Raw genomic sequence first — 23,266 nt, 5'->3', positions numbered from 1 at the left:
CCCGGGAGAACCCATGGCCTACCATGACCGAGTGACCAAGGCGGCATCGCAAGGTGGACGACCTCGCCGGAGCGGGGTCGTCGCCGACGATCCGCGCGGGGACATCCTGAAGGCGGCCGCAGAGCTGTTCGCCGCCAAGGGTTTCGCCTCGACCCGGATGGACGCGATCGCCGAGCGCGCCGGGCTGGGCCAGTCGTCGCTGTATTACTGGTTCCGCTCCAAGGACGAGATCCTGCGCGGGATCATGAACCAGAACCGGGTGTCGCTGGAGGCGGCGCGGGTGCTGTCCGAGCGGGACGAGCCGGCCGCGGTCCGGCTCTACATCGTGCTGTACCAGGACGTGGTGCAGATGTGCACGGCGCCGCTGAACTTCTACGACCTGGAGCAGGCGGCCAAGAAGCAACCGGAGGTCTTCAGCGACTTCCAGGACGACTACGACGAGCTCTCGGCCAGGCTGACCAGCATCATCGGCGAAGGGGTGGCCTCGGGCGAGTTCATCGACGTGGCGCCGGCCGAGTTCGCCAGGACGGCGCTGAGTCTGAACGAGGGCAGCCAGTACCGGTTCCACGCCAACGGTCAGCGCCGCGACGCGCTGCACGCGGTAGCCGACGCCGCGGCGAGAACGTCGCTGCGGGCGGTGATGTCCGATGTGCGGGCGCTGCCCGGCGTGCAGGAGGCGGCGCGCGCCGGTATCGCCGGCTTCAGCAGCGCGGTCTGAGACGCCCCCGAGTCAGTCGGCCGGTCGCGGCGCGCGCAGCCCCAGCGTGCGGCGCCCCGCGGCGATCAGCTGGTCGCGGAAGGCGGCCTCGTCGAGGGGACCGTCGAACTGGCTGTACTCGGCGCGGGCGGCGCCGGCGAACCCCGACAGCAGGATCATCGCCTTGATCTGGCCGCCGACGCCCGGTTCGACGTCGGCGAACAGCCGCATCTGCCGCACCACGATCGCCCGCCATTCGGCCTTGGCGTTCAACAGCTCGAGGACCAGCGGGTCCCCGCTGAGCACGGAGATGAGGTCGCGGTTCCTCGCGGCCAGGGCGGCGTAGCCGGTCAGCATGTGGTCGGCGCGGGCACGAACCGTGCGGTGCGCCTCGGCCGCTTCGACGATGGCCGACACCTCGGCCAGCACCGGCTCCAGGATCGCGTCGAGAAGCTCGTCCCGGGTCCGGAAGTGGTGGTAGATCGCGGATTTCGTCAGCCCGAGCTCATCGGAGATCATCTGCAGCGACGTGCCTGCGACGCTGTGCCGCTTGAAGAGCTCGATCGCGACTTCCATCAGCCGCAGCCGGGTCGCCTTGCTGGTCGGTGGGGTCCCTTCGGTCACGTCGCCCTCCCCGCTGTTGCGCCGTTCACAGCGTGATGGTAGCCGACCAATGTCGGCTCGCGCCCGTACGGCTGGTCAGTCAGCTCCTGTACGATTGGTCAGGAATCCCTTTACGATTGGTCAGTAGATTGGCCTGAGGAGTGATACGTGCAGCCCGATCTGGCGACGCTGGATTTCTTCCGTGACGAGGCGCTGGTCGCCGACCCCTACCCGGTGCTGGACCGGATGCGCCAGGCCGGCCCGGTGTGGCGCGAACCGGTCCACGGCGTCCTGGTGGTGACGGGCTACGACGAGGTGCTGGCCGTGGTCAACGACGCCGACTCGTTCTCGTCGTGCAATTCCACCACCGGCCCCATCCCGGGGTTTCCGGTGAGCCTCGACGGTCTGGACGCGGCCGAGGTCAGCGCGCTGATCGACGCCCATCGTGACGAACTGCCGTTCAGCGATCAGCTGCCGTCGTTCGACCCGCCCACCCACACGGCGCACCGGTCGCTGTTGAGCCGGCTGATCACCCCCAAGCGGCTCAAGGAGAACGAGGACTTCATGTGGCGCCTCGCCGACCGCGTGCTGGACCCGTTCCTGGCCGCAGGCGGCGGCGAGTTCATCGGCACGGTGGCGAACCGCTTCGCGCTGCTGGTGGTCGCCGATCTGCTCGGCGTGCCCGAGGAGGACCACGCCGAACTCGCCCAGGTACTCACCGGCGACGTGACGGTGGGCAGCACCGCCGACGCCGTGATGGCGCATTCGCCGCTGGAGTACCTGTACCGCCGGTTCACCGACTACATCGAGGACCGCCGCCGGGAGCCGCGTGCGGACGTGATGACCGAGATGGCTCAGGCCCGGTTCCCTGACGGTTCGCTTCCCGAGGTCATCGACGTCGTGCGGGTGGCGGCCAACCTGTTCTCGGCCGGGCAGGAGACCACGGTCAGGTTGCTGTCCTCGGCGCTCAAAGTCCTGGCCGAGGACCACGAGCTGCAGGCACGGCTGCGGGCGAACCCGGACCTGATCCCCAACTTCATCGAGGAAGCGCTGCGGTTCGAGAGCCCCATCAAGGGCGACTTCCGGTTGAGCCGCGCCCCGGTGACCGTCGGCGGGGTGGAGATCCCGGCCGGCACCACGGTGATGGTGCACTTCGGCGCCGCCAACCGCGACCCGCGCCAATTCGAGAACCCGGACGTCTTCGACCCCGACCGGCCCAACGCGCGGCGCCAGATCGGGTTCGGCCGCGGCATCCACAGCTGCATCGGCGCACCGCTGGCGCGCGCGGAGGGCCGGGTGCTGCTGCAGCGGCTGCTCGAGCGCACCGCGTCGGTCGACATCGACGAGGACAGGCACGGGCCGGCCCACGACCGCCGGTACACCTACGTGCCGACCTACATCCTGCGCGGACTGACCGACCTGCACGTCACCACCGAAGCGGCCGCCTCGTGAAGGTGACCGTCGACGACGACCTGTGCCGCGGCCACGGCGTGTGCGCGGCGGTGTGTCCGCAGGTCTTCACGCTGACCGACGGCGGCTACGCGGAGGCGACGCTCGCCGACGTGCCCGCGGACCTGGAGCCGGCCGTGGCAGAGGCCGTCGCGAGCTGTCCGGAACACGCCATCCTCACCCGGTGAACAATCCCAACCCCACGTGAAAGTTGAACAATGGAACCCAATTTCGGTATGAAAGGGCGCACAGCGCTCGATCTGTCAGGCAAGGTCGTCGTCATCGTCGGCGGCGGGCAGATGCCCGGCCCCGGTCTTGGCAACGGCCGGGCCACCGCCATTCTGGCGGCCCGGCACGGCGCCGAGGTGGTGGTGGTCGACCGCAACCTGCCTGCCGCGCAGGAGACTGTCGACATGATCACCGCCGAAGACGGCCGTGCCTACACCGTCGAGGCGAACGTCGCGGAGAAGCGGGACTGCGAGCGGATTTTCGAGGTGGCCATGGACACCAGCGGCCGGGTGGACGGCATGGTCTACAGCGTCGCGATCAACCCGCCGTTCGACCACGAGTCCAACTCGATGACGCCCGAGAACTTCAACTACGGCATCAACGTCAACATGCTCGGCTGCTACCACTGCAACCTGTTCGCCGCACAGTGCATGGAGAAGAACGGTGAGAACACCAACGGCAGCATCGTGAACATCTCGTCGATCGCCAGCATCAAGAACGAGATCGGCCTCAACATCGGCATCATGCCCTACGCGCTGGGCAAATGTGGCCTCAACTACATCACCGAGCTGACCGCCACGCAGTTCGCCGCAGCCGGGGTCCGGGCCAACACCCTGATGCTGGGTCCGATCAATTCCGTTCTCGGCAACCATGATTCGCAGTCGCTGTTCGACCTGCAGCCCGACGAGGTCGACGACGTCTACCGCGAGGTGGTGAAGCTGAAGATGGGCCGGGGCAGTGTGTGGGAGACGGCGTACGCCGCGGTCTACCTGCTTGCCGACGAGTCGCGTTTCATGACGGGCCAGCAGATCCGTCTCGACGGCGGGGCCACCCTGGTGCGCTGACGCCGCCGCGATGAGAATCGCGCCGGCGCCGGGTCAGCACACCCGTGAGGCAATCCAAGACCGAGGTGTGGTCCTTCGTGCACGCCGAGCGCGCCCGGCTCGCCGACGATCTGGCCACGCTCGCGTGGCATGACTGGTCGACGCCGTCGCTGTGCCCGGGGTGGGACGTCCACGACGTGGTGGCCCATCTCGTCGACGCGGCGACGACGTCGCGGCTGTCGTTCGCGCGCCGGATGCTGTCGGCGCGGTTCGACTTCGATGCCGACAACGCCGCCGGGATCGGTCGGGAGCGCCGGACGGATCCGCAGGAGACCCTGGCGGCGTTCCGGTCCGTCGCCCGGCTGACCCGGACGCCGCCGGCACCACGAGCCACCCGGCTGGTGGAGGCGATCGTGCACGGGGAGGACATCCGGCGCCCGCTCGGGATCACGGCCGGCTACGACGTCACGGCAGCGTCGGCGGCACTGGCCTATCAGCTGAGAACCGCGGTCGCGATGGGTGGCGGCCGGGAACGCGCCGCGGGTCTGCGCCTGGTCGCGACCGACTCGCCGTTCGAGGCGGGGCGCGGGGACACCGTGCGGGCGGGCACCGTCGATCTGCTGCTCGCGGTGTCGGGCCGGCCGGTGCCCGGGGTCCCTATCGGTTGATTGTGCTGCGGTAGTGGGGTTTCCGCGGGATCGCGGATCAGTCGCCGCGGCCGGTGCGCTGCTGCAGTTCCTCGATGAGATCGGAGGCCTGCGCTTTCGTCAGGTCGTCGGGGACGTCGGTGCCTGCTTCCTGGGCGAGCGTCTGGAGGTAACTGCGTTGTGGTCCGGTCATCGGTTCGTCACCGGTGACCCACTGCGAGGTGTCCTTCTCGGCGTTCTCCCGCGGTGCCTGGGTCGTGTTGTCACTCATGCCCTCCGGGGTGCCCGTCGCAAGTGTGTTCGAAACACGCGATCGAGGGTGGAGAGCTAGAATTTCGCAGCATGGTCGACGAGCCGCGGGCTCGTGAGCTGGCCCGCGCGGAGTTCGGGCCAGGCGCCGTGGTGCTCGGGCAGGCCCGCGAACTCGAACTGGGTTGGTACTTCCCGTGTATCGCCAAGACCAGCGACGTCTGGGTCGGCGCGGTCGTCGACAAGGAGTCGGGGCGGGTGCTGAAGTTGATGAAGCACGTTCCGCTGAGCCGCGACCCGACGTTGTACGACCGCGGATACCGGTGGCTGTCCTACGACGTGGTGGTGCTGTCGATCGGCGACATCGAGGAGACGGTGCGCACCCTGGTCGCGATGCACAGCATCACCGTCGACGTCTACTACCGGTACGAGAAGGTGTGGCGGGTAGGCCGGGCCCTAACGGAGGCCGAAGTGAGGGATCGCCTTGCGATGCTGCCCGCGGTCTTCACCGGGAGCCTGTCCTACGCCGACGCGCTGGAGCTTGCCCGCGACGCCGGCTGGTTCGAGTTCACGGTGCTGGAGTACCGGGAGCGCGGATAGCGACCCGGCTGATGGCGCGAAAAGCGGCCTGCCAGTATCAACGCGTGGGCAAGAACGAACGCGCAAAGATCGTGATGACCGACGACGAGATCGCCGAGTTCATCGAACGCAGCCGCACGGCGACGATGGCGACGGTGCTGCCGAACGGCCGGCCGCACCTGGTCGCGATGTGGTACGCCGTGCTCGACGGGGAGATCTGGTTCGAGACGAAGGCCAAGTCGCAGAAGGCCGTCAACCTGCGTCGCGATCCGACGATCACCGTGATGATCGAGGACGGGCTGTCCTACGACACCCTGCGCGGCGTGTCCATCGACGGGCAGGCCGAGATCTTCGGCGACCCGGAAACGTCTCTGCGCGTGGGTATCAGCGTCTGGGAGCGCTACACCGGCCCCTACACCGAAGAGATGCGCCCGTTCGTCGAGCAGATGATGAACAACCGGATCTGCGTGCGTGTGGTGCCGTCCCGGATGCGCAGCTGGGACCATCGCAAACTGGGCATGCAGGGCATGCCGGTTTCCGGCAGCACCGCGCAGTACCTCAGCTGACCGAGCGCGACCTCAGCTGAACGCACGCGGCGGATTGAACCCCGGGTTGGCCAGCGCGGTGGCCGTCGCGGTGCCGAGCGGCCCGATCCGGTCGACCACCACCGCGGTGCCGGTGGCGACGCCGGCGTCGCTGTCGTGGGTCAGCGCGGCCAGCCCCAGGAAGGGCCCATCGGGCAGCCGGCTCAGCGCCAGCGTGTAGTCGGCGTTGATGAACGGCAGCCCGTCGGCGCCGAAGTGGGTCAGCGAGCTGGCCATGTCCCCGGCCAGCGCCGCCCGGGTGAACGGCGTCAGCGCGACGCCCTCGACCAGCGAACCGAGTTCGCGGGTCCAGATGAACTTCGGCCCGTCGTACGCCCATGCGCCGAGGCCCGTGCTCGGCACGTCGCCGTCCTTGCCGTAGCTCCACACCAGCGTGAGCCGGTCGTCGGGCGCCGGATCCGATTCCGGCGGCAACGGGGGCATCGTGACCCTCGTGGTGAACCGGTCGCCCGGCGGCTGCTCACCGCGGCGCAGGAACAGCGCGTTCGCCCGGGCGACGACGGTGCCCGACTGCGTCATCACGGCGTCGACGAGCTTGAGGCGCCGGCCTTCCCGCACCACGGTGGTCTCGACGTGCACGGGGTCGGTGAGGGCCGCCGGGCGGAACAGGTCGACGGTCAGCCGGGCCGGCTGCAGCTCGGGATCACCGGCGTCGCGCTCGATGACGTGGCCCAGCAGACCACCGACGTAGTTGCCGCTGATGGTCTGCCCCCACGGGCCGCGCGCCCAGTTCGTGGGACGGAACGCGTCACCCTCGGGGAGAAAGAAAGCCCGGCTACTCACCGGGCGACGATAGCGGTCGCGGTGGGTCAGTGCGCGGACAGGACGCGCTCGATGTCGGCGGTGACCGGGTCGGCGATGTCCTGGAATTCGGGATGCTTCTCGATGTAGCCGGCGACCATCGAGCACACCGGTACGACCCGCTTGCCGGCCGCGCGGGTGGCCGTCAGCGCCTCGCCCACCAGAATCGACGCCAGCCCGCGTCCGCCGAACTCGGTGTCGATCTCGGTGTGCGGGAAGATGCGCTGATCCCCGTGGTCGACGAATTCGGTGAAGCCTGCCGTGGTGCCGTCGACGGAGATGCTGAAGCGGTCGGACTCCTCGGTGACCTCGGTGGGCGCGCCGGTCTTGTCGGTGGTCATGGCTTCCTCTATACCCCAGGGTGCGGCCGGGGACGCAAGGTCGCGTTGGGCAGCGGCGGGGCGGGCAGTCGCGACACCGCGCCCCGGTAGCCCTCCACCGCGCCGAAGCGTGCGTCGTGGTCCTGCCACTGCTCGCGGTATCTGACGATGTCGTCGTGGCTGCGGCCCACGAAGTTCCACCACATCACCAACTCCTCGGTGAAGGGTGTGCCGCCGAGCAGCAGCACCCGGGCCGGGCTGTCGCCGCGGTTGGCCAGGTGCAACCGGTGGTGCCCGGTGCCCTGGAACGCGAGGTCGGCGACGGCCAGCGTCGACCCGCAGGCTTCGACGTCGCCCTGATCGACGAGCACGCCGTGCTCGAAGTCGCCGTCGATGTCGAAAATCACCTCGACGTCGGGCTGTAGGTCGACCTGCGCGCCGAGCAGCGGCGTGAAGGTGTGCACCGGGGAGCGTTCGCCGTCGAGCTCGCCCAGGAACACCCGGGTGGTCAGCCCGCCGGCGGTGCGGGGCGTCGGGGCGTAATGGGCGAAGTCGCGGTCGGTGTCGCGGTCGGACTCCGGCAAGGCGACCCACAGCTGCGCGCCGTGCAACACGGTGGTCGACGGTGTCGTGACCTCCGAATGGCAGATACCCGCGCCGGCGGTCATCAGGTTCAGCTCACCGGGGCGCACCATCGCGTGCACACCGGCGCTGTCGCGGTGCTCGACCTCGCCGCTGAACAGCCAGCTGACCGTCTGCAGACCGGTGTGCGGGTGCGGTGGCACGTCCATGCCGGTGCCCCCGCGCACGTCGTGCGGGCCGTAATGGTCGGCGAAGCACCACGCGCCGATCAGCGACCGTTCACGCTGGGGCAGGGTGCGCCGGACCCGGATCGCCCGAGGGCCGCCGAGAGGCACCTCACGCGGATGTAGCACCCCGGTGAACCCTGAAGTCACACAATCGACTTCAGCGGGGGCGGCCTCGGTGTTGCTCATCGCTCCACACTAGAACGAACCGACCATCGCGGCCCGGATCACCTCGAGGTCGTGGTCGTCGATCCGGAACACGCCGAAGCGGAACTTGTAGCCCCAGCGGGCCTTGTCCTCGACGAAATCCAACTCGTCGAGCAGCGGTCGGATCGGCGTCTCGGTGCAGTCCAGAAAATCCACGTTGCGCCGCCACGGCTGGAAGTCCGGCGACATCTCCACCTGGTAGGCCTCGTCGTCGGCGACCCGGCCGATGGCGGTGAACGCCTGCAGCGGCGCCCCGTCGGGATAGGCGGTCTTCGGCGAGTAGAAGACGAGCCAGTCGCCCCGCTCCATCCTGCGCAGCATGTGCGGCTTGCCGTGATTGGCCTGGGTGAAGCGGCCGCGAACACCGCGTTCGACGTGATCGCGGCTGACCGTGTTGATCCAGTTCGTCATGACCGCACGCTATTCGCGGCTCCCGACAATCCACAGGGCCAACTCGGCCCCCTGTGGATAACTCGGCTATTACTGTGACGCCATGACCGACGGCGCCGTCACGGCCGACCATCTCCGCAACGTCACCTTCGAGAAGCCGCCGTGGGGCAAGCGCGGCTACCACGAGAAGGCGGTCACCGATTTCCTGGCGCTGTGCGCGCGTCGGCTCGACGGCCGCGGTCACCTGACCGCCGAGGACGTGCGCCACATCCGCTTCAACAAGCCGCCGTTCGGCCAACGCGGCTTCGACAAGGACCAGGTGGACACGCTGCTCGCCGAGATCGCCACGGCCATCGCAGAACTCGAAGCCTGATCGGATCCGGCTCCGTCAGTTCGGGCCGCGGCGATAGGGCCGGAAGAAGCGGCGCAGTTCCGCTGCGTACAGCTCTGGTTGCTCGAACGGGGCGAAGTGGCCACCCCGATCCGGTTCACTGATATAGACGGTGTTGCTCATCCGGTGAAGCCACGCATGCGGCGGTCGGACGATGTCGCCGGCGAACAGCGAGTAGCCGGAGGGGACTTCGATGCGTCTTCTGAGCTGTGCGGCGTCGATCTGGGCGTTGGCCCGGTACATGCGCATCGAGGAGCCGATTGTCGACGTCATCCAATAGATCGTGACGGTGGTGAGGATTTCGTCTCGGGTGAAGGCGCTTTCGACGTCGCCGCCGCAATCGCTCCACGCGCGCAGCTTCTCCACGATCCACGCGGCCAGTCCGGCGGGGGAATCGTTGAGGGCGGTGGCGGCGGTCTGCGGTTTGGTGCGGTGCATCGCGGCGTATGCGCCTTCTTCCGCGCTCCAGGCGGCCGCGCCGGCTATCCAGTGACGCTCTTCCGGGGTCAGGTCGATCGCAGATGGGTCCACGGTGGGGAAGCCGGCGTCCATGCGGTGCACCGCCACCACGCGCTGCGGGAAGTCGAGGGCGAGAAATCGGCTGACGTTGCTGCCGATGTCGCCGCCGACCGCCCCGAATCGGGGATAACCGAGGATTTCCATGAGGGCTGCCCACAACGTGGACACCTGCACCGCGTTCAGCGCATGGTGTGGCCGTTCAGAGAAGCCGAAGCCGGGGAGGTCGGGCACGACGACGTCGAACGCATCGGCGGGATCGCCGCCGTGGCGGCCGGGGTCGGTCAGCAGCGGAATGACTTTCGAGTAGCGCCAGAATGAGTCGGGCCAGCCGTGGGTCAGTATCAGGGGCAGCGGATCCGGCGACCCTTCGGCGGCTCGGGCGTGGACGAAGTGCACGTTGTGGCCGTCGACCGGCATGGTGAAGCGAGGCAACGCCGCGAGCGCGTGTTCCTGCTCGGGCCAGGAGAAGTCGTGCGCCCAGTACCCGACAAGCTCGCGTAGATAGGACGTGTCCGCGCCCAAGGACCAGTCAGCGCGGTCGGGGGCGTCCGGCCAGCGCGTGGCCAGCAGACGGCTGCGAAGGTCCGCGATCTGCTCGTCGGTGGTGTGCGCCGTGAAGGGCTCGGGGGTTCTGGTGCCACTCTCGGTCATCGCGTGTCCGCTCTCACTGTGATCAACGGTTACCGGTACGAAAAAACCGGCTCCCACCGGGAGCCGGTTCATCGATACCTGGTGAAGAGAAACCAGGTAGGAGGGACGGTGCCGCCTGCGCCTCTCGGCGAGTGGTCGCTCGAAGCGACTGTTCTGTTTTGGGGCCCGGGGCATGTCCGGCACCGTCGAATCATGCAACGGGCACCGGTCCCGGAGTATTCCGGGACCGAGCACTCAGGCACTTTCGGCGTAATAGACCCGGCGCTCGCCGACGGTGTAGCCGTTCTGCTCGGCCAGCGACTTGAGCTGTCGCAAGGCGAAGGTGCGACCGCGCCCGCCCTCGGGAACGTAGATCCCGGCCCACAGACCCTCCGCCCGAGGCGACTCGCAGGCCTCGCGGGCGCACAGCCAGCGTCGCGGGCAGGACCGGCAGATGGCCTTGGCCTCGTCGTCGGCGGTGGTGGTCCACCGCTCGGGGTCGCGCGTGCACTCGCCGATCGGGGTGTCGTCCCAGGACTTCGCGTTCATCGTGTACTCCTCTGCGCCCGGCGGCGGTGTCTGCCGCGATGGAGCACAACGTAACCGACGAACCGTAGCAGTGCAACGGTTAGCGCAGCGGTTTGGTGAAGCCGACCGGCCTTGATGACCGCTGACAAGCGGCTCACCTGGAATTTTGACGCACTATGTCGCGATGGCAGTGCCGCGACATTCCGTTGCATTGATGCGGTATAGACCGTCGAAGTGGGGTAGTTTGGACGGTGCCCGGCGCACGCCGGAACAGTTGCTACATTGCTCGGTACGAATGCGCGCCGTGACCAGACAGCTGAGGAACCCCGGTTGATGACGAACGCCGAGCCGGTCGACGAGTCGGCCTGTGCGCCGGATCCCGGCATGGTCAGGGCAGGCGCCGCGGCGGCCGCCCGCCGGCGTGAACTCAACATCAGCCAGCGCAGCCTGGCCGCCGACGGGATCATCAACGCGGGCGCCCTGATCGCGTTCGAGAAGGGCCGCAGCTGGCCGCGGGAGCGGACCAGGGCGCGGCTGGAAGAAATTCTGCAGTGGCCTCCCGGCACCATCGCCCGGATCCGCAACGGGGATTCGGCCCGCCCCGACCCGCCGGCCCCGCCGCCGGCAGCCGGTAGTGACGAGGTGTCGCTGATCGCGCAGGCGGTGATCACCGCGGTGCACGCGTTCAGCGCCACGGTGGCCGCGCTGCCGCCGGTCGACGACTGCACCTTCGTCCCCCGGGTCAGTGCGATCCTCACGGACCTGCGCCAGCTGGAGGCGGTGGCCTCCCGCGCGGCACGCATCGGCCGGGTGACCCCGGCGCTGATCAAGGCACTCAGCACGGTGCGCGGCCTCTACGACGACCTCATGCTGCAGGCCGCCGGGGCGCCCCAGGCCACGCTGGGCCAGCGGCTCTACGCCGCACGGCGCGCCGCCAACCTCACCATCGCCGAAACCGCCCAGGCCGCAGGAGTTTCGGAGGGCAGCATCGCGCGCGCCGAGGCGGACGAACAGCTGCCGACCGAGGAGTTCGAAGCGATAGAGCAGCTGATCAGCCAGATCGCGTGACGCCGGCGGGGAAGAATCCCGCCAGCGCGGCAACCAGCTCGACGAACTTGCGCCGCGTCTGCGGCGACATCTCGCCGGTTCCGTCGATCACCCCGCCCGGGCGCAGCCCGCCGTCGAAGGGCACCTCGATGACATGCTGGCCGTGTGCCGAGAACTGCTGCGCGAGAATCCTTCTGGTGCGCTTGTCGGCGTGCCCGTCGGAGTCGTTGAGGATGACCACCGTGCGTTGGAGCAGGTTCGCCATGCCGCGCGCGGCGAGCCAGTCGAGGGTCTGACCGGCCGCGGCGGCGCCGTCCACCCAGGGTGAGGACACCACCACCAGCGCGTCCAGATCCCGCAGCACCTCCTGGGTCACCGGCGAGTCCATCGTGGAACTGCAGTCGATCACCGAGATCGTGAAATGCCGGTCGAGCCTGGAGACGGCCTCGCGGTAGATCGCCGGGTCCAGGACCCGGCGGCGGGCCGGAGTGGGTTCGCCGGCCAGGACGAAGAGCCCGGCGGCGTTGCAGCCCAGGCGGTTACGGACGTCGGCGAACGTGTCCAGGTGCTGATCGCCTGCCAGCTCCCAGAACGACCCCTGTGCCTTCGGGTCCACCCGGCTGCCGAGCTTGCCGAACGCGGTGTCCGCGTCGATGGCGACCACCCGGACGTCCTGACGCAGTTCGGCCAGCACGGATCCGACGGCCGCCGAGACGGTGGTCTTGCCGACGCCGCCCTTGCCCATCACGCCGATCTTGAAATTGCCGCGCAGCGGGCCGCGGATGACGGCTTCCAGGGCCGCCATCCGTTTGTCCTCCGGCGACGGGCCGAGGTTGATCAGCCCGAAGCTGGCTTTGTAGAGCGCCCTGCGCCAGCCGCTCCCCGGCAGGGTCTTGCGATGCGGAACCAGCTCGTCGGGGCGGATGCGCTCGGCGAACGTCGCGGGCTGGGGCGCGGTCCACGGCGCGTCGGGGTCTGGTTGGGGCGCGAAGGACAGCGCGGGCGGCGCGGGCGGCGGGGAATGGGGGACCCAGCCCTGGGAGCGCTGTGGCGGACGGCCGTCCGGCCATCGGGGCGGCGCCGGCTGCGGGGGTGTGGGCTGCTGAGAGAACTCACCGGGCCGCACCGGTGGCGGCACGATCACAGGGGTCTGCTCGGTGACAGGGTCGGAATCGGTCGGGTCTTCCCGCAGTCCGTCGTCGCGGTCGGTCACCACACGTCTCCTCATCGATGTCGACAGCGCTGACGTCTACAACGCTGCCGCACCACACTAGCCGCGCCTGCAGGCCAGCAAACTAATCCTGGTGCCCACGATGGGGGCTCCGGCCCCGACGTCAGCAGCGCGGACCGGGGTGCCGTACGCAGAAGCGGCCGCCCCGGCGAGATCCCTTGTGCCTACCCAATCAAGTTAGCCATACGTAGAAATAACCTACTCAGAACAGCGACCAATATTGCTGAGGGCGGCGTGGGTGCCAGTGTGGGATCGAGTGGTTGCGGGGAAAAAAGTGTCTTAGGGGAGCAGTTATCGCTGGTACGCTGCCGATGGGAAGGGGGCCACACCATGGCTAAGTTGGACGGCTACCTGGGGGGTGGCAAAGACGGCGCGGCCACGATCAGGTGCGCGCCCGCTCGTCGGCCCGGTCTGTGTCGGTGATGGCGCGCCCGTTCATCGGGGATCGCGAACCCACCCACTACGACGACGTGGTGGGTGCCGAGGTGACGATCGACGGCATCCTGGTCATTGCCGACCTGCTGCACCTCGTCGACTTTCCGCTGTCGCTGGGGATCCGGCCCAACATCCCGTACGAGGATCAGCGCAACATCGTGTGGGACCAGGTGACCCGCGATCTGACCGCCCAGGGAATCCTGACCGCTTACGGCGATCCGCATCCCGAGGTCGCGGCGATGGTCGACACGCTCAGCCGCCCCGACCGCACGCTCGACTGCCGCTGGTGGCGGCGGGACCTCGGCGGCAAGATGGTCCGCTTCGTGGTGTGCCGCAAAGGCGACCGGCACGTCGTCGCCGCGCGGGACGAGGACATGCTGGTGCTGCAGCGGGTGGCCCCGCAGATCGGCCTCGCCGCGATGGTGACCGTGGTGCTCGGTGAGGCCGAGCCGGCCGACGTCCAGCCGCTGACCGGCATCGCGGCCACGCTGGCGCAGGCGCGGACCGCCGAGCAGATCGCCGGGTACGGCCAACCAGCGCTGTCGGCCAAGATCTACGCCGAAGCGACGGCGAACCCAGACAGCTGGGTGGAGATCACCGCCAACGAGCGGCACCCCGGGGGGACCTGCTCACAGGCGGGTGTCGGCGCGGGCGTACTGGATTCGGCGCATGGCCGCATCGTGTCCATCCCGCGGCGGGTCGGCAGCGAGCTGTACGGAAGCTTCCTGCCCGGCACCCAGGAGAACCTCCAGCGGGCCCTCGACGGCCTGATGGAGTTCCTGCCGTCGAAGACGTGGTTCGAGCACCGAGACGCCCTCGACCACACCTACGCGGACTGAAAGGCGAAAGCACGGTGGCCAACCCTCCGCCCGGAACCCCGGACGCGTCTGCGTTCGGCGCCGACGGATCTCGCGACGGCGGGGACCACGACGACCTCGCGGCGCTGGACTTCAGCGTCGTCGGCGACGAGGACGACACCGACCTCGGGATGATTCTCGGTGACCGCCGACCGGTGCACCTGGTCGCCGGCGCCGATCCGATGCCGACGTTCACCGTGACCAATCCGCCCGGAACCGTGACCGTGACGACCTATCTGGACGGGCGCGTCCAGCAGGTCGATCTGTCGCCGAAGGCGGCGGAGCTCCCCGAGGCCGTCCTCGCCGACGAGATCGTCGTGATCGCCGGGCTCGCCACCCAGGACGCCAGATCGGCGCAGTACACCTCGATGTTGGACGGGATGAGGCAACAGGGCCATGACCACGCGGCCACGCGCGACTTCCTCGCCCGCGACCTGGATCTGCCCACCCCGGAACAGGCTCGGGCCGCCCGCGCCGAACTGTTCACGACCCGCTACGTAGGTGACGAGTGACTGAACAACTGGCCGGCATCTTCGGCAGCGCGGTGGGCCTGCTGCCCACTTCGCAGGCGCGTTCACTGGAACTGTTCACCGAGATCACCACTGCCGACGAGACCGCCTGCGATGCCTGGGTGGGCCGGATCAGGTGCGGTGACACCGACCGGGTGACGATGTTCCGGGCCTGGTACTCGCGCAACAACTTCGGCAAGCTCGCCGGCACCGCGGAGCTCTCGATGAACAGCGTCGGCGCGCGCGTGCCGATCGGCGGCATGTACGGCGACATCACCTATCCGGTCAACTCGCCGCTGGCGATCACGCTGGGTTTCGCGGTGAGCGAGGCGGCAGTCGGCAACTACGCCGACGCGATGGAAGCGCTCGACGACGCGCCTGCCGCGGGCGGCGAACATCTGGTGTCCTGGGTCAAAGCGGTCGTCTACGGCGCCGCCGGGCGATGGACCGACGTGATCGACGAGGTGCGCAACGCGGGCTCCACCTGGCCCGACAAGTTCCTGGCTGGCGCGGCACTGGTCGCCCACGGCGTGGCCGCCGCCAACCTGGGGCTGTCCACCGAAGCCGAACGCCGTCTGGTGGAGGCCAACTCGGCGCCGGCCGGGCAGGCGTGCAACCGCACCATCGCGTGGTACTCGGCGATGGCCTACCGCGCGCTGGGCAACGAGGAGGCCGCCGTCCGGCTGCTGGAGTGGCTGCAGGCCACCCATCCTTCCCCGGAAGTCGCTGCGGCGCTGAAAGATCCGTCGTACCGCCTGCAGACCACCACCGCCGAGCAGATCGCGTCCCGCCGGGACCCGTGGGATCCGGGCAGCGTGGAGGCCGACAACTCCGGGCGGGACAAGCTGCTGGCCGACGCGCAGGCCGAACTCGACCGCCAGATCGGCCTGACCAGCGTCAAGGAGCAGATCGAGCGTTACCGTGCGGCCACCCAGATGGCGAAAGTCCGCGCCGCCCGCGGGATGCGGGTGGCCCAGGCGTCCAAGCACATGATCTTCACCGGCCCGCCCGGCACCGGCAAGACGACGATCGCCCGGGTGGTCGCCAACATCCTGGCCGGGCTCGGGGTGATCACCGAGCCGAAGCTCGTCGAGACCTCACGCAAGGATTTCGTCGCCGAGTACGAGGGACAGTCCGCGGTGAAGACCGCCCGCACCATCGACCGGGCGATGGGCGGCGTGCTGTTCATCGACGAGGCCTACACGCTGGTGCAGGAGCGCGACGGCCGTGCCGACCCGTTCGGCACGGAGGCGCTCGACACGCTGCTGGCCCGCATGGAGAACGACCGCGACCGGCTGGTCGTGATCATCGCCGGTTACAGCAACGACATCGACCGTCTGCTGGAGGTCAACGACGGGCTGCGGTCCCGGTTCTCCACCCGCATCGAGTTCGACTCCTACTCACCGGAGGAGATCGTCGAGATCGCCAGAGTGATTGCGTCGGCCAATGATTCGAGTCTCACCGACGAGGCCGCCAAACACGTGCTGGAGGCCGCGACGTTGCTGAGCCGTAGTACGTCGAACGGTAAGCCCGCGCTCGACGTGGCCGGAAACGGCCGCTACGCCCGGCAGCTGGTGGAGGCCGGGGAACAGACCCGGGACATGCGGCTGGCCCGGTCCCTGGACTTCGACGCCCTCGATGTCGAGCAGCTCAGCGAGATCGACGGTGACGACATGGCCGCGGCGATCGCCTCGGTGCACGCACGAATGAACATCAGCGAGTAGGCGATGGCGGGATTCCGGCTCACCACCAAGGTTCAGGTCAGCGGCTGGCGGTTCCTGCTGCGCCGGGTCGAGCACGCGATCGTCCGGCGCGACACGCGGATGTTCGACGACCCGCTGCAGTTCTACAGCCGGGCGGTGTCGGCGGGAATCATCATCGCCGTGCTGATCTGCCTCGGCGCGGTCCTGCTCGCGTACTTCAAACCCCTCGGAAAGCGCGGCGGCGACACGCTTCTGGTGGATCGCACCACCAACCAGCTCTATCTGATGCTGCCCGACAGCACCCAGCTGCGGCCCGCCTACAACCTGACCTCGGCGCGCCTGATCCTCGGTGAGGGGAAGACGCCGGTGGCGGTGAAATCAGAGGAACTGGACAAGATGCCGAAGGGGCCGCCGGTCGGCATCCCCGGCGCGCCCTACGCCACCCCGGTCACCGCGTCCCCCGATTCGCAGTGGTCCCTCTGCGACACCGTGATCAAGCCCGACAGCGTGGCGCCGGCCGTGACGTCCTCGGTGTTGATCACCCCGCTGGCACTCGACGCCTCCGTCGGCGCGATGACTCCCGAGCAGGGCATGCTCGTCTCGTTCGACAACCAGGACTGGCTGGTCACCGAGACGGGGCGCCACCTGGTCGACATGGCCGACCGGGCGGTGACGTCCGCGGTGGGCATTCCGGTGACCGCGCGGTCGACGCCGATCTCGGAAGGTCTGTTCAACGCGCTGCCCGATGCGGGGCCCTGGCGGCTGCCCGCCATCCCCGCGGCCGGCACCCCGAACGCGGTGGGCCTACCCCCGGAGCTGGTGGTCGGCTCGGTGTTCGTGACCGTCACCGACTCCGACGCGCAGCATCACGTGGTGCTGCCCCACGGGGTGGCCAAGGTCAACAACACGACCGCCGCGGCGCTGCGCGCCACGAACTCGTACGGACTGATCGAGCCGCCGTCGATGGAGGCCAGCGCGGTGGCGAGGATCCCGGAGCAGGTGTACGACTCACCACTGCCGGATGTCCCGATGGAAATGCTGGCGCGCCAGGAGGTTCCGACGCTGTGCTGGGCCTGGCAGCGGGTGGCCGGGGACCAGGCCCCGACGACGACGGTGATCGCCGGACGCCGCCTCCCGTTGCCGGCGACAGCCCTGTCCACCGGTATCGACCAGATCACCGGTGACGCAACCGTGTACATCTCCGGCGGCCAGTACATCCGGTTGCAGGCGCCGGATCCGCGGTACGGCGAGAACCTGTACTACATCGACCCGCAGGGTGTGCGTTACGGGCTGCCCGACGAGGAGACCGCGGCCAGACTGGGGCTGTCGGCGCCGCGCACCGCGCCGTGGCAGGTGGTCAGCCTGCTCGTCGACGGTCCGGTGCTCTCCCAGCAGGCGGCGCTGGTCGAACACGACACACTGCCGCCGAACCCGAATCCTCGCCGGGCCGGGGGCGGCGCCGTCGCGGGAGCAGGCAACGGAGGCGGAGGATGACCACACGCAAGTTCACCCCGATCATCAAACGGGGCCCGCGTCTCACCCCCGGTGAGATCAATGTGACCCCACCCGAGGATCTCGGCGTCGACATCCCGCCGTCGGGCATGCAGAAGGCGCTGCCCTGGGTGATGGGCGGCTGCATGCTCGGGATGATCGCGATCCTGATCTTCGGTGGGCTGCGGCACTTCTCGCCGTACATGCTGATGATGCCGCTGATGGTGGTCATGGGCGCGGTCGGACTGATGGCCGGCGGCGGCAGCGGCGGCAAGAAGGTGCCCGAGATCAACGCCGACCGTAAGGAGTACCTGCGCTACCTGGCCGGCCTGCGCAACAGGGTCACGTCGTCGGCGTCGGCGCAGGTGACGTTCTTCAACTACCACGCACCGCATCCCGATGATCTGCTGTCGATCGTCGGGACCCACCGGCAGTGGTCACGTCCCGCCAACCACGACTTCTACGCCGCGACCCGGGTCGGGCTCGGTTCCGAACCTGCCGTGGACCGGCTGCTCAAACCGGCCGTCGGCGCCGAGCTGGCCGGGCCGGCGGGCGCGCCGCAGCCGCACCTGGAACCCGTCAGCCACATGTGGGTCACCAAGTTCCTGCGCACGCACGGCCTGATTCACGACTGCCCGAAGCTGGTGCAACTGAAGACATTCCCGACGATCGCGGTCGGCGGTGACGCGCAGGGATCCGCGGCGCTGCTCGCCGCGATGATCTGTCACCTGGCGGTGTTCCATCCGCCGGACATGTTGCAGATGCGGGTGCTGACCGACAACCCCGAAGATCCGGGGTGGGCATGGCTGAAGTGGCTGCCGCATCTGCAACACCAGTCCGACACCGACGCCGCGGGCACCACCCGGATGGTCTTCACCCGCCCCGACGCCCTGAGCGACCTGGCCGCGCGCGGTCCCCACACCGCGGATGCCGCACCGAGCGGGCCCTACGTCGTCGTCGTCGACCTGACCGGGGGCAGAGCCGGATTCCCGATGGACGGCCGCTCCGGTGTCACCGTCCTCACCCTGGGCAACCACCGCTCGGCCTACCGGATCCGGGTCAACGAGGACGGCACCGCCGACGACAAGCTGCCCGGCGCATCGTTCCGCCAGGTGGCCAGCCAGGTGGACGGGGTGACCCCGCGGCAGGCCGAGCGGCTGGCGCGCAAGCTCGCCGGCTGGTCGATCACCGGCACCATCATCGACAAGGGCACCCGGGTCCAGAAGAAGGTCGCCACCGAATGGCACGAGATCGTCGGCGCGCAGTCGGTCGAGGAGGTCACCCCGGCCCGCTGGCGGATGTTCACCGACACCGACCGGGACCGGCTGCGGATCCCGTTCGGCCACGAACTCAAGACCGGCGACGTGATGTTCCTGGACATCAAGGAGGGTGCCGAGTTCGGCGCCGGCCCGCACGGAATGCTCATCGGCACCACCGGTTCGGGTAAGTCGGAGTTCCTGCGCACACTCATTCTGTCGCTGGCCGCCACCCACCACCCCGATCAGGTGAACCTGCTGCTCACGGACTTCAAGGGCGGGTCGACGTTCCTCGGCATGGAGAAGCTGCCGCACACCGCCGCGGTGGTCACCAACATGGAGGAGGAGGCCGAGCTGGTCAGCCGCATGGGTGAGGTGCTCACCGGTGAGCTGGACCGCAGGCAGTCCATCCTGCGGCAGGCCGGCATGCAGGTCGGGGCGGCGGGTGCGCTGTCCGGCGTCGCCGAGTACGAGAAGCACCGTGAACGCGGCGCCGATCTCCCGCCGCTGCCCACGCTTTTCGTGGTGGTCGACGAGTTCGCCGAACTGTTGCAGAATCACCCCGACTTCATCCAGCTGTTCGACCGGATCTGTCGCGTGGGCCGCTCGCTGCGCGTGCACCTGTTGCTGGCGACGCAGTCCCTGAACACCGGCGGCACCCGAATCGACAAGCTCGAACCCAACCTGACCTACCGGATCGCGCTGCGCACCACCAGCTCTGCGGAGTCCAAGGCGGTCATCGGCACGCCCGAGGCGCAGTACATCACCAACAAGGAGAGCGGCGTCGGCTTCCTGCGGATCGGCATGGAGGACCCGGTGAAGTTCCAGAGTGTCTACACCGGCAATCCCTATGTCCCCACCGTCGTCGACGCCGGCGCCGATGAGGCACCGAAGAATCACGCCGACAGGAACATCCGTATCCACCGCTTCACCACGGCGCCGATTCTGGATGCGAGCGTGGGCCGATGACCATCGACTCAGGGCAGAAGGTCCTCCGTGAGGTCGTCCTGGAGCAGCTGACCACCGGGGACAACCATGCCTACCGAATGTGGTTGCCGCCGTTGGCCGACCCCACCCCGGTCAACGAGCTCATCGCCCGGGACTACGAACGCCGCCCACTGCGCATCGGGCTGGGCGTCATGGATGAGCCGCGAAGGCACCGCCAGGAGGTGTGGGGGATCGACATCACCACGGCCGCAGGCAACATCGCGATCGGCGGTGCACCGCAGACCGGTAAGTCGATGCTGCTGCAGACGTTCATCCTGTCGGCGGCCGCGTCGCACACGCCGCGTCAGATCCAGTTCTACTGCGTGGACATGGGCGGCGGCGGTCTGATGTACATCGAGGATCTTCCGCATGTCGGCGGGGTGGCCACCCGCGCCGAACCCGACCGGGTCAACCGGGTGGTCGCCGAGGTCAAAGCCGTTCTGCGGCAGCGTGAGCAGACGTTCAAGCAGTACCGCGTCGGGTCGATGGCCGACTACCGGCAGTTGCGCGAGGATCCCGAACACCCGGTGTCCGCGGACGCGTTCGGCGACGTGTTCCTGGTCATCGACGGGTGGCCCGCGTTCGCCGCCGAGTTCCCCGACCTGGAGGCCACCGTCCAGGACATCGCCGGACAGGGGCTGGCCTACGGGGTGCACACGATGATCTCCACGCCGCGATGGACAGAGCTGCGCGCCCGGGTGCGCGACTACCTCGGCACCAAGATCGAGTTCCGGTTGGGCGACGTCAACGAGACCCAGATCGACCGCATCACCCGAGAGATCCCGATCAACCGCCCGGGCCGGGCGGTGTCGACGGAGAAGCATCACCTGATGATCGGGGTGCCCCGCCTCGACGGGGTGCACAGCGCCGAAGCGCTGGTTCCGGCGATGTCCTCCGCAGTCCAGGAGATCGCCGCGCGGCACACCGAGGAAGCACCCCGGGTGCGGGTGCTGCCCAGCCGGATACATCTGCAGGAGGTGGACCCCGATCCGCCCGGGCCGGACGCGGATTACCGTACCCGCTGGACCATTCCGGTCGGGGTGCGCGAATCGGACCTGACGGTGGCGCACAACCACATGCACACCACGCCGCACCACCTGATCTTCGGTGCGGCCAAGTCCGGCAAGACGACCATCGCGCACGCGATCGCACGGGCGATCTGTGCCCGCAACAGTCCGCAGCAGGTGCGGTTCATGGTGGCCGACTACCGGTCCGGTCTGCTGGAGGCGGTTCCGGAGACGCATCTGCTGCCTGCGGGCGGGATCAACCGCAACCACAGCGTGCTCGAGGAGTCGATCAAGGCGCTGGTCACCAACCTGGTGAAGCGACTGCCGCCGGCAGATCTGACCCCGTCGCAGTTGCGGCAGCGCTCGTGGTGGTCCGGACCGGACGTCGTCCTGCTGGTCGACGACTGGCACATGATCACCGCGGCGGGCGGGGTGCTGTCCCCGATGGCCCCGCTGGCGCCGTTGCTGCCCGCGGCCGCCGACATCGGGCTGCACCTCGTGGTGACGTGCCAGATGAGCCAGGCGAGCCGCGCCACGATGGACAAGTTCGTCGGGACCGCGTACGGAGCGGGCACCCCGACGATGTTCCTCTCCGGGGAGAAGCAGGATTTTCCGTCCCGCGAGATCGTCGTCAAGAAAAGGCCGCCTGGCCAGGCGTTTTACGTGACGCCGGATGTGAAGGAAGTGATTCAGGCGGCGTATGTGGATCCGCCCGAAGAATAAGTGATCGGAGCACCCTCCGACGGCGGTTAATATTGGGTAGTACTTTTCCAGCAAATGGGAAAGCGGCTGAAAGGCCTTTTTTGTCGGGGGGGTCAAAAAGCATCCCCGCTGGGTATCACCGTCGATACCCGTGAACTAAATACATCCATGTGTTTAGACCAGCGAGGTAACAGCAAATGCAACCTTTAAGTCATAACCCCGCCGCTATCGGCGTCGGTGGTCAGGTCACCGCCAACGGTGCCCGGGGTCTGGCGACGGGAACCGCCGCGACGACTCAGGTCAGTGCGCTGGCTCCGGCCGGCGCCGACGAGGTGTCGGTCGCCGCGGCATTCAACTTCGCTGCCGAAGGCGTGCAAACCCTGGGCGTCAACGCGTTGGCGCAGGAGGAGATCGCGCGCGTCGGCGCGGCGGTCATCGAGATCGCCGGGGTCTACCAGGCCGTCGACGCCGCGAACGGCGCGACGCTGATCTGAGCCGGGTCCTCTGAGTCATGGCTGCCATCGGCATTCCCATCCCACCGATCTGGGGAGCGTTTCCTCCCGAGATCAACACGTCGCGCCTGCAGGCGGGCGCCGGCGCGGTGCCGATGCTGCAGGCGGCGGCGGGCTGGGAGGCGTTCGCGATCTCGCTGGAGACGCAGGCCGACGAGCTGTCCTCCAGCCTGGCGTCGCTGGCTCAGACATGGCAGGGAATGGGCAGCGAACGCGCCGTCACCGCGGCGATGCCGATGGTGTTGTGGCTGCGCATGCTGTCGCTGCAGGCGCACAAGCGCGCCATCCAGGCGTCAGCCCAGGCCACTGCCTGGACCACCGCGGCGACCGGCACCCCGCAGCTGCCCGAGATCGAGCTCAACCACGTCACCAATGCGGTGCTCAACGCGACGAATTTCCTTGGGGTGAACACCGTTCCGATCGCGGTCAACGAGGCCGACTACGTGCGGATGTGGAACCAGGCCGCCGCGGTGATGACCGCCTACGAAACCGAGACCATGCTCAACTCGACCTTCGAACCGGTGGCACCGCCGAAACCCATTGTGCTGCCGGGTGGGGCGCAGGCCGCGATGGCCACCGGGCTGTCCGGGGCGGCCCCCGGGGTGGCGGGCGCGGTCGTCCGCAATGCGACGTTCACGAAGGTGAGCAGCGTGGGCAAGCTGGACGAGTTCAATCAGAAGGCGGGCAAGATCGAGGGGACGCTGCATCAGGCAGCCAGTCAGGGCCGCTCCCAGGCCGAACAGAATCAGCTTCTCCAGCAGGCCCCGCAGCAGGGCATGCAGATGGTGTCCCAACTCGGCTCCACCCTCGGTCAGCTGCCCCAGCAGATGATGCAGGGCGTCACCCAGCCCTTCCAGCAGCTCACGCAGCCGCTGCAGCAGATGTCGTCGCTGTTCGGTCAGATGGGCGGGCTGGGGGGCGACAAGGGCGGCCAGATCGGCATGGTCGGTGCGACACCGTTTTCCAATCACCCGGCCATCGGCGGGAACGGCGCGGCGACCGGCGCCGGACTGGTCCGGGCGGCGTCCCTGCCCGGCGCGGGCGGCACCGCGGCAC

26 protein-coding genes are annotated in these 23,266 nt (G+C 68.7%); 17 read left to right on the top strand and 9 right to left on the bottom strand.

Annotated features, from left to right (window positions below; genetic code table 11):
* Nucleotides 1-31 precede the first annotated feature (31 nt).
* Nucleotides 32-718: a TetR/AcrR family transcriptional regulator gene (locus MVA01S_RS08470; protein WP_040541476.1), complete on the top strand. Its 687-nt coding sequence runs from the start codon at nucleotides 32-34 to the stop codon at nucleotides 716-718.
* A gap of 12 nt (nucleotides 719-730) precedes the next feature.
* Here the strand turns inward: MVA01S_RS08470 and MVA01S_RS08465 are convergent, their stop codons facing one another.
* Nucleotides 731-1,273, bottom strand: a complete 543-nt coding sequence (locus MVA01S_RS08465; RefSeq protein WP_051015290.1) for a TetR/AcrR family transcriptional regulator — start codon at nucleotides 1,271-1,273, stop codon at nucleotides 731-733.
* A gap of 195 nt (nucleotides 1,274-1,468) precedes the next feature.
* Between MVA01S_RS08465 and MVA01S_RS08460 the strand changes: the two genes are divergently transcribed.
* From MVA01S_RS08460 to MVA01S_RS08445, 4 genes are read left to right on the top strand one after another with little or no spacing between them, the layout of a single operon-like run.
* A complete protein-coding gene (locus tag MVA01S_RS08460) occupies nucleotides 1,469-2,752 on the top strand; it encodes a cytochrome P450 (RefSeq protein WP_003930697.1) in 1,284 nt (427 codons plus the stop codon).
* Nucleotides 2,749-2,937: a ferredoxin gene (locus MVA01S_RS08455; protein ID WP_003930698.1), complete on the top strand. Its 189-nt coding sequence runs from the start codon at nucleotides 2,749-2,751 to the stop codon at nucleotides 2,935-2,937. Before MVA01S_RS08460 ends, MVA01S_RS08455 begins: the two co-directional genes overlap by 4 nt.
* 48 nt (nucleotides 2,938-2,985) lie before the next feature.
* Nucleotides 2,986-3,822 (top strand): SDR family NAD(P)-dependent oxidoreductase, encoded by an 837-nt coding sequence (locus MVA01S_RS08450; RefSeq protein WP_237024309.1) that lies wholly within the window; start codon nucleotides 2,986-2,988, stop codon nucleotides 3,820-3,822.
* Between the two features lie 44 nt (nucleotides 3,823-3,866).
* Nucleotides 3,867-4,469, top strand: coding sequence for a maleylpyruvate isomerase family mycothiol-dependent enzyme (locus MVA01S_RS08445; RefSeq protein ID WP_003930700.1), 603 nt, complete (start codon nucleotides 3,867-3,869; stop codon nucleotides 4,467-4,469).
* Nucleotides 4,470-4,506: 37 nt separating this feature from the next.
* Here the strand turns inward: MVA01S_RS08445 and MVA01S_RS08440 are convergent, their stop codons facing one another.
* Entirely contained in the window at nucleotides 4,507-4,719 is a 213-nt protein-coding gene (locus MVA01S_RS08440; RefSeq protein ID WP_003930701.1) for a DUF3072 domain-containing protein, read from the bottom strand.
* 71 nt (nucleotides 4,720-4,790) lie between these two features.
* Here MVA01S_RS08440 and MVA01S_RS08435 point away from each other — a divergent pair, with 71 nt between their 5' ends.
* Together MVA01S_RS08435 and MVA01S_RS08430 are read left to right on the top strand one after the other, a co-directional pair.
* The gene (locus MVA01S_RS08435) at nucleotides 4,791-5,297 is read left to right on the top strand and encodes a hypothetical protein (RefSeq protein WP_003930702.1); all 507 of its coding nucleotides are present in this window, start codon (nucleotides 4,791-4,793) and stop codon (nucleotides 5,295-5,297) included.
* A gap of 44 nt (nucleotides 5,298-5,341) precedes the next feature.
* Entirely contained in the window at nucleotides 5,342-5,842 is a 501-nt protein-coding gene (locus MVA01S_RS08430) for a pyridoxamine 5'-phosphate oxidase family protein (protein WP_003930703.1), read from the top strand.
* Nucleotides 5,843-5,854: 12 nt separating this feature from the next.
* Here MVA01S_RS08430 and MVA01S_RS08425 read toward each other — a convergent pair whose 3' ends face one another.
* From MVA01S_RS08425 to MVA01S_RS08410, 4 genes are read right to left on the bottom strand one after another with little or no spacing between them, the layout of a single operon-like run.
* Entirely contained in the window at nucleotides 5,855-6,664 is an 810-nt protein-coding gene (locus MVA01S_RS08425) for an acyl-CoA thioesterase domain-containing protein (RefSeq protein ID WP_003930704.1), read from the bottom strand.
* Between the two features lie 26 nt (nucleotides 6,665-6,690).
* On the bottom strand, nucleotides 6,691-7,023 hold the full coding sequence (locus tag MVA01S_RS08420) for a GNAT family N-acetyltransferase (protein ID WP_003930705.1): 333 nt from the start codon (nucleotides 7,021-7,023) through the stop codon (nucleotides 6,691-6,693).
* An 8-nt stretch (nucleotides 7,024-7,031) separates the two neighbouring features.
* Nucleotides 7,032-7,997, bottom strand: coding sequence for a pirin family protein (locus MVA01S_RS08415; RefSeq protein WP_003930706.1), 966 nt, complete (start codon nucleotides 7,995-7,997; stop codon nucleotides 7,032-7,034).
* 9 nt (nucleotides 7,998-8,006) lie between these two features.
* Complete coding sequence (locus MVA01S_RS08410; protein ID WP_003930707.1) at nucleotides 8,007-8,426, bottom strand: EVE domain-containing protein; 420 nt, start codon at nucleotides 8,424-8,426, stop codon at nucleotides 8,007-8,009.
* Nucleotides 8,427-8,508: 82 nt separating this feature from the next.
* On the opposite strand from MVA01S_RS08410, the gene MVA01S_RS08405 reads away from it, so the two are divergent.
* A complete protein-coding gene (locus MVA01S_RS08405) occupies nucleotides 8,509-8,778 on the top strand; it encodes a DivIVA domain-containing protein (RefSeq protein ID WP_003930708.1) in 270 nt (89 codons plus the stop codon).
* Nucleotides 8,779-8,793: 15 nt separating this feature from the next.
* On the opposite strand, the gene MVA01S_RS08400 is transcribed toward MVA01S_RS08405, so the two are convergent.
* On the bottom strand, nucleotides 8,794-10,038 hold the full coding sequence (locus MVA01S_RS08400; protein WP_255251686.1) for an epoxide hydrolase family protein: 1,245 nt from the start codon (nucleotides 10,036-10,038) through the stop codon (nucleotides 8,794-8,796).
* 162 nt (nucleotides 10,039-10,200) lie between these two features.
* Nucleotides 10,201-10,494, bottom strand: a complete 294-nt coding sequence (locus MVA01S_RS08395) for a WhiB family transcriptional regulator (protein WP_003930710.1) — start codon at nucleotides 10,492-10,494, stop codon at nucleotides 10,201-10,203.
* A 312-nt stretch (nucleotides 10,495-10,806) separates the two neighbouring features.
* On the opposite strand from MVA01S_RS08395, the gene MVA01S_RS08390 reads away from it, so the two are divergent.
* Nucleotides 10,807-11,541 (top strand): helix-turn-helix domain-containing protein, encoded by a 735-nt coding sequence (locus MVA01S_RS08390; protein WP_003930711.1) that lies wholly within the window; start codon nucleotides 10,807-10,809, stop codon nucleotides 11,539-11,541.
* Here MVA01S_RS08390 and MVA01S_RS08385 read toward each other — a convergent pair.
* Nucleotides 11,525-12,736 (bottom strand): MinD/ParA family ATP-binding protein, encoded by a 1,212-nt coding sequence (locus tag MVA01S_RS08385; protein WP_003930712.1) that lies wholly within the window; start codon nucleotides 12,734-12,736, stop codon nucleotides 11,525-11,527. The genes MVA01S_RS08390 and MVA01S_RS08385 overlap by 17 nt on opposite strands.
* 437 nt (nucleotides 12,737-13,173) lie before the next feature.
* Between MVA01S_RS08385 and MVA01S_RS08380 the strand changes: the two genes are divergently transcribed.
* The 8 genes from MVA01S_RS08380 to MVA01S_RS08345 form a co-directional block, all read left to right on the top strand.
* On the top strand, nucleotides 13,174-14,025 hold the full coding sequence (locus MVA01S_RS08380) for an ESX secretion-associated protein EspG (RefSeq protein WP_040541396.1): 852 nt from the start codon (nucleotides 13,174-13,176) through the stop codon (nucleotides 14,023-14,025).
* Between the two features lie 14 nt (nucleotides 14,026-14,039).
* Entirely contained in the window at nucleotides 14,040-14,555 is a 516-nt protein-coding gene (locus MVA01S_RS08375; protein WP_003930714.1) for a hypothetical protein, read from the top strand.
* Entirely contained in the window at nucleotides 14,552-16,276 is a 1,725-nt protein-coding gene (gene eccA / locus MVA01S_RS08370) for a type VII secretion AAA-ATPase EccA (protein WP_003930715.1), read from the top strand. The genes MVA01S_RS08375 and eccA overlap by 4 nt, the downstream gene beginning before the upstream one ends.
* Nucleotides 16,277-16,279: 3 nt before the next feature.
* On the top strand, nucleotides 16,280-17,749 hold the full coding sequence (eccB, locus tag MVA01S_RS08365) for a type VII secretion protein EccB (protein ID WP_003930716.1): 1,470 nt from the start codon (nucleotides 16,280-16,282) through the stop codon (nucleotides 17,747-17,749).
* Nucleotides 17,746-19,971: a type VII secretion protein EccCa gene (gene eccCa, locus MVA01S_RS08360; protein ID WP_003930717.1), complete on the top strand. Its 2,226-nt coding sequence runs from the start codon at nucleotides 17,746-17,748 to the stop codon at nucleotides 19,969-19,971. Before eccB ends, eccCa begins: the two co-directional genes overlap by 4 nt.
* Entirely contained in the window at nucleotides 19,968-21,719 is a 1,752-nt protein-coding gene (gene eccCb / locus MVA01S_RS08355) for a type VII secretion protein EccCb (RefSeq protein ID WP_003930718.1), read from the top strand. The genes eccCa and eccCb overlap by 4 nt, the downstream gene beginning before the upstream one ends.
* 176 nt (nucleotides 21,720-21,895) lie before the next feature.
* On the top strand, nucleotides 21,896-22,192 hold the full coding sequence (locus tag MVA01S_RS08350; protein WP_003930719.1) for a PE family protein: 297 nt from the start codon (nucleotides 21,896-21,898) through the stop codon (nucleotides 22,190-22,192).
* A 17-nt stretch (nucleotides 22,193-22,209) separates the two neighbouring features.
* A partial coding sequence (locus tag MVA01S_RS08345; protein ID WP_060941574.1) for a PPE family protein occupies nucleotides 22,210-23,266 on the top strand: 1,057 nt, incomplete at its 3' end.

Source organism: Mycolicibacterium vaccae NBRC 14118 = CIP 105934 (assembly GCF_001552715.1).
In the GTDB taxonomy this organism is placed as follows: Bacteria; Actinomycetota; Actinomycetes; order Mycobacteriales; family Mycobacteriaceae; genus Mycobacterium; species Mycobacterium vaccae.
This window is presented reverse-complemented; position numbering and strand designations above follow the sequence as displayed.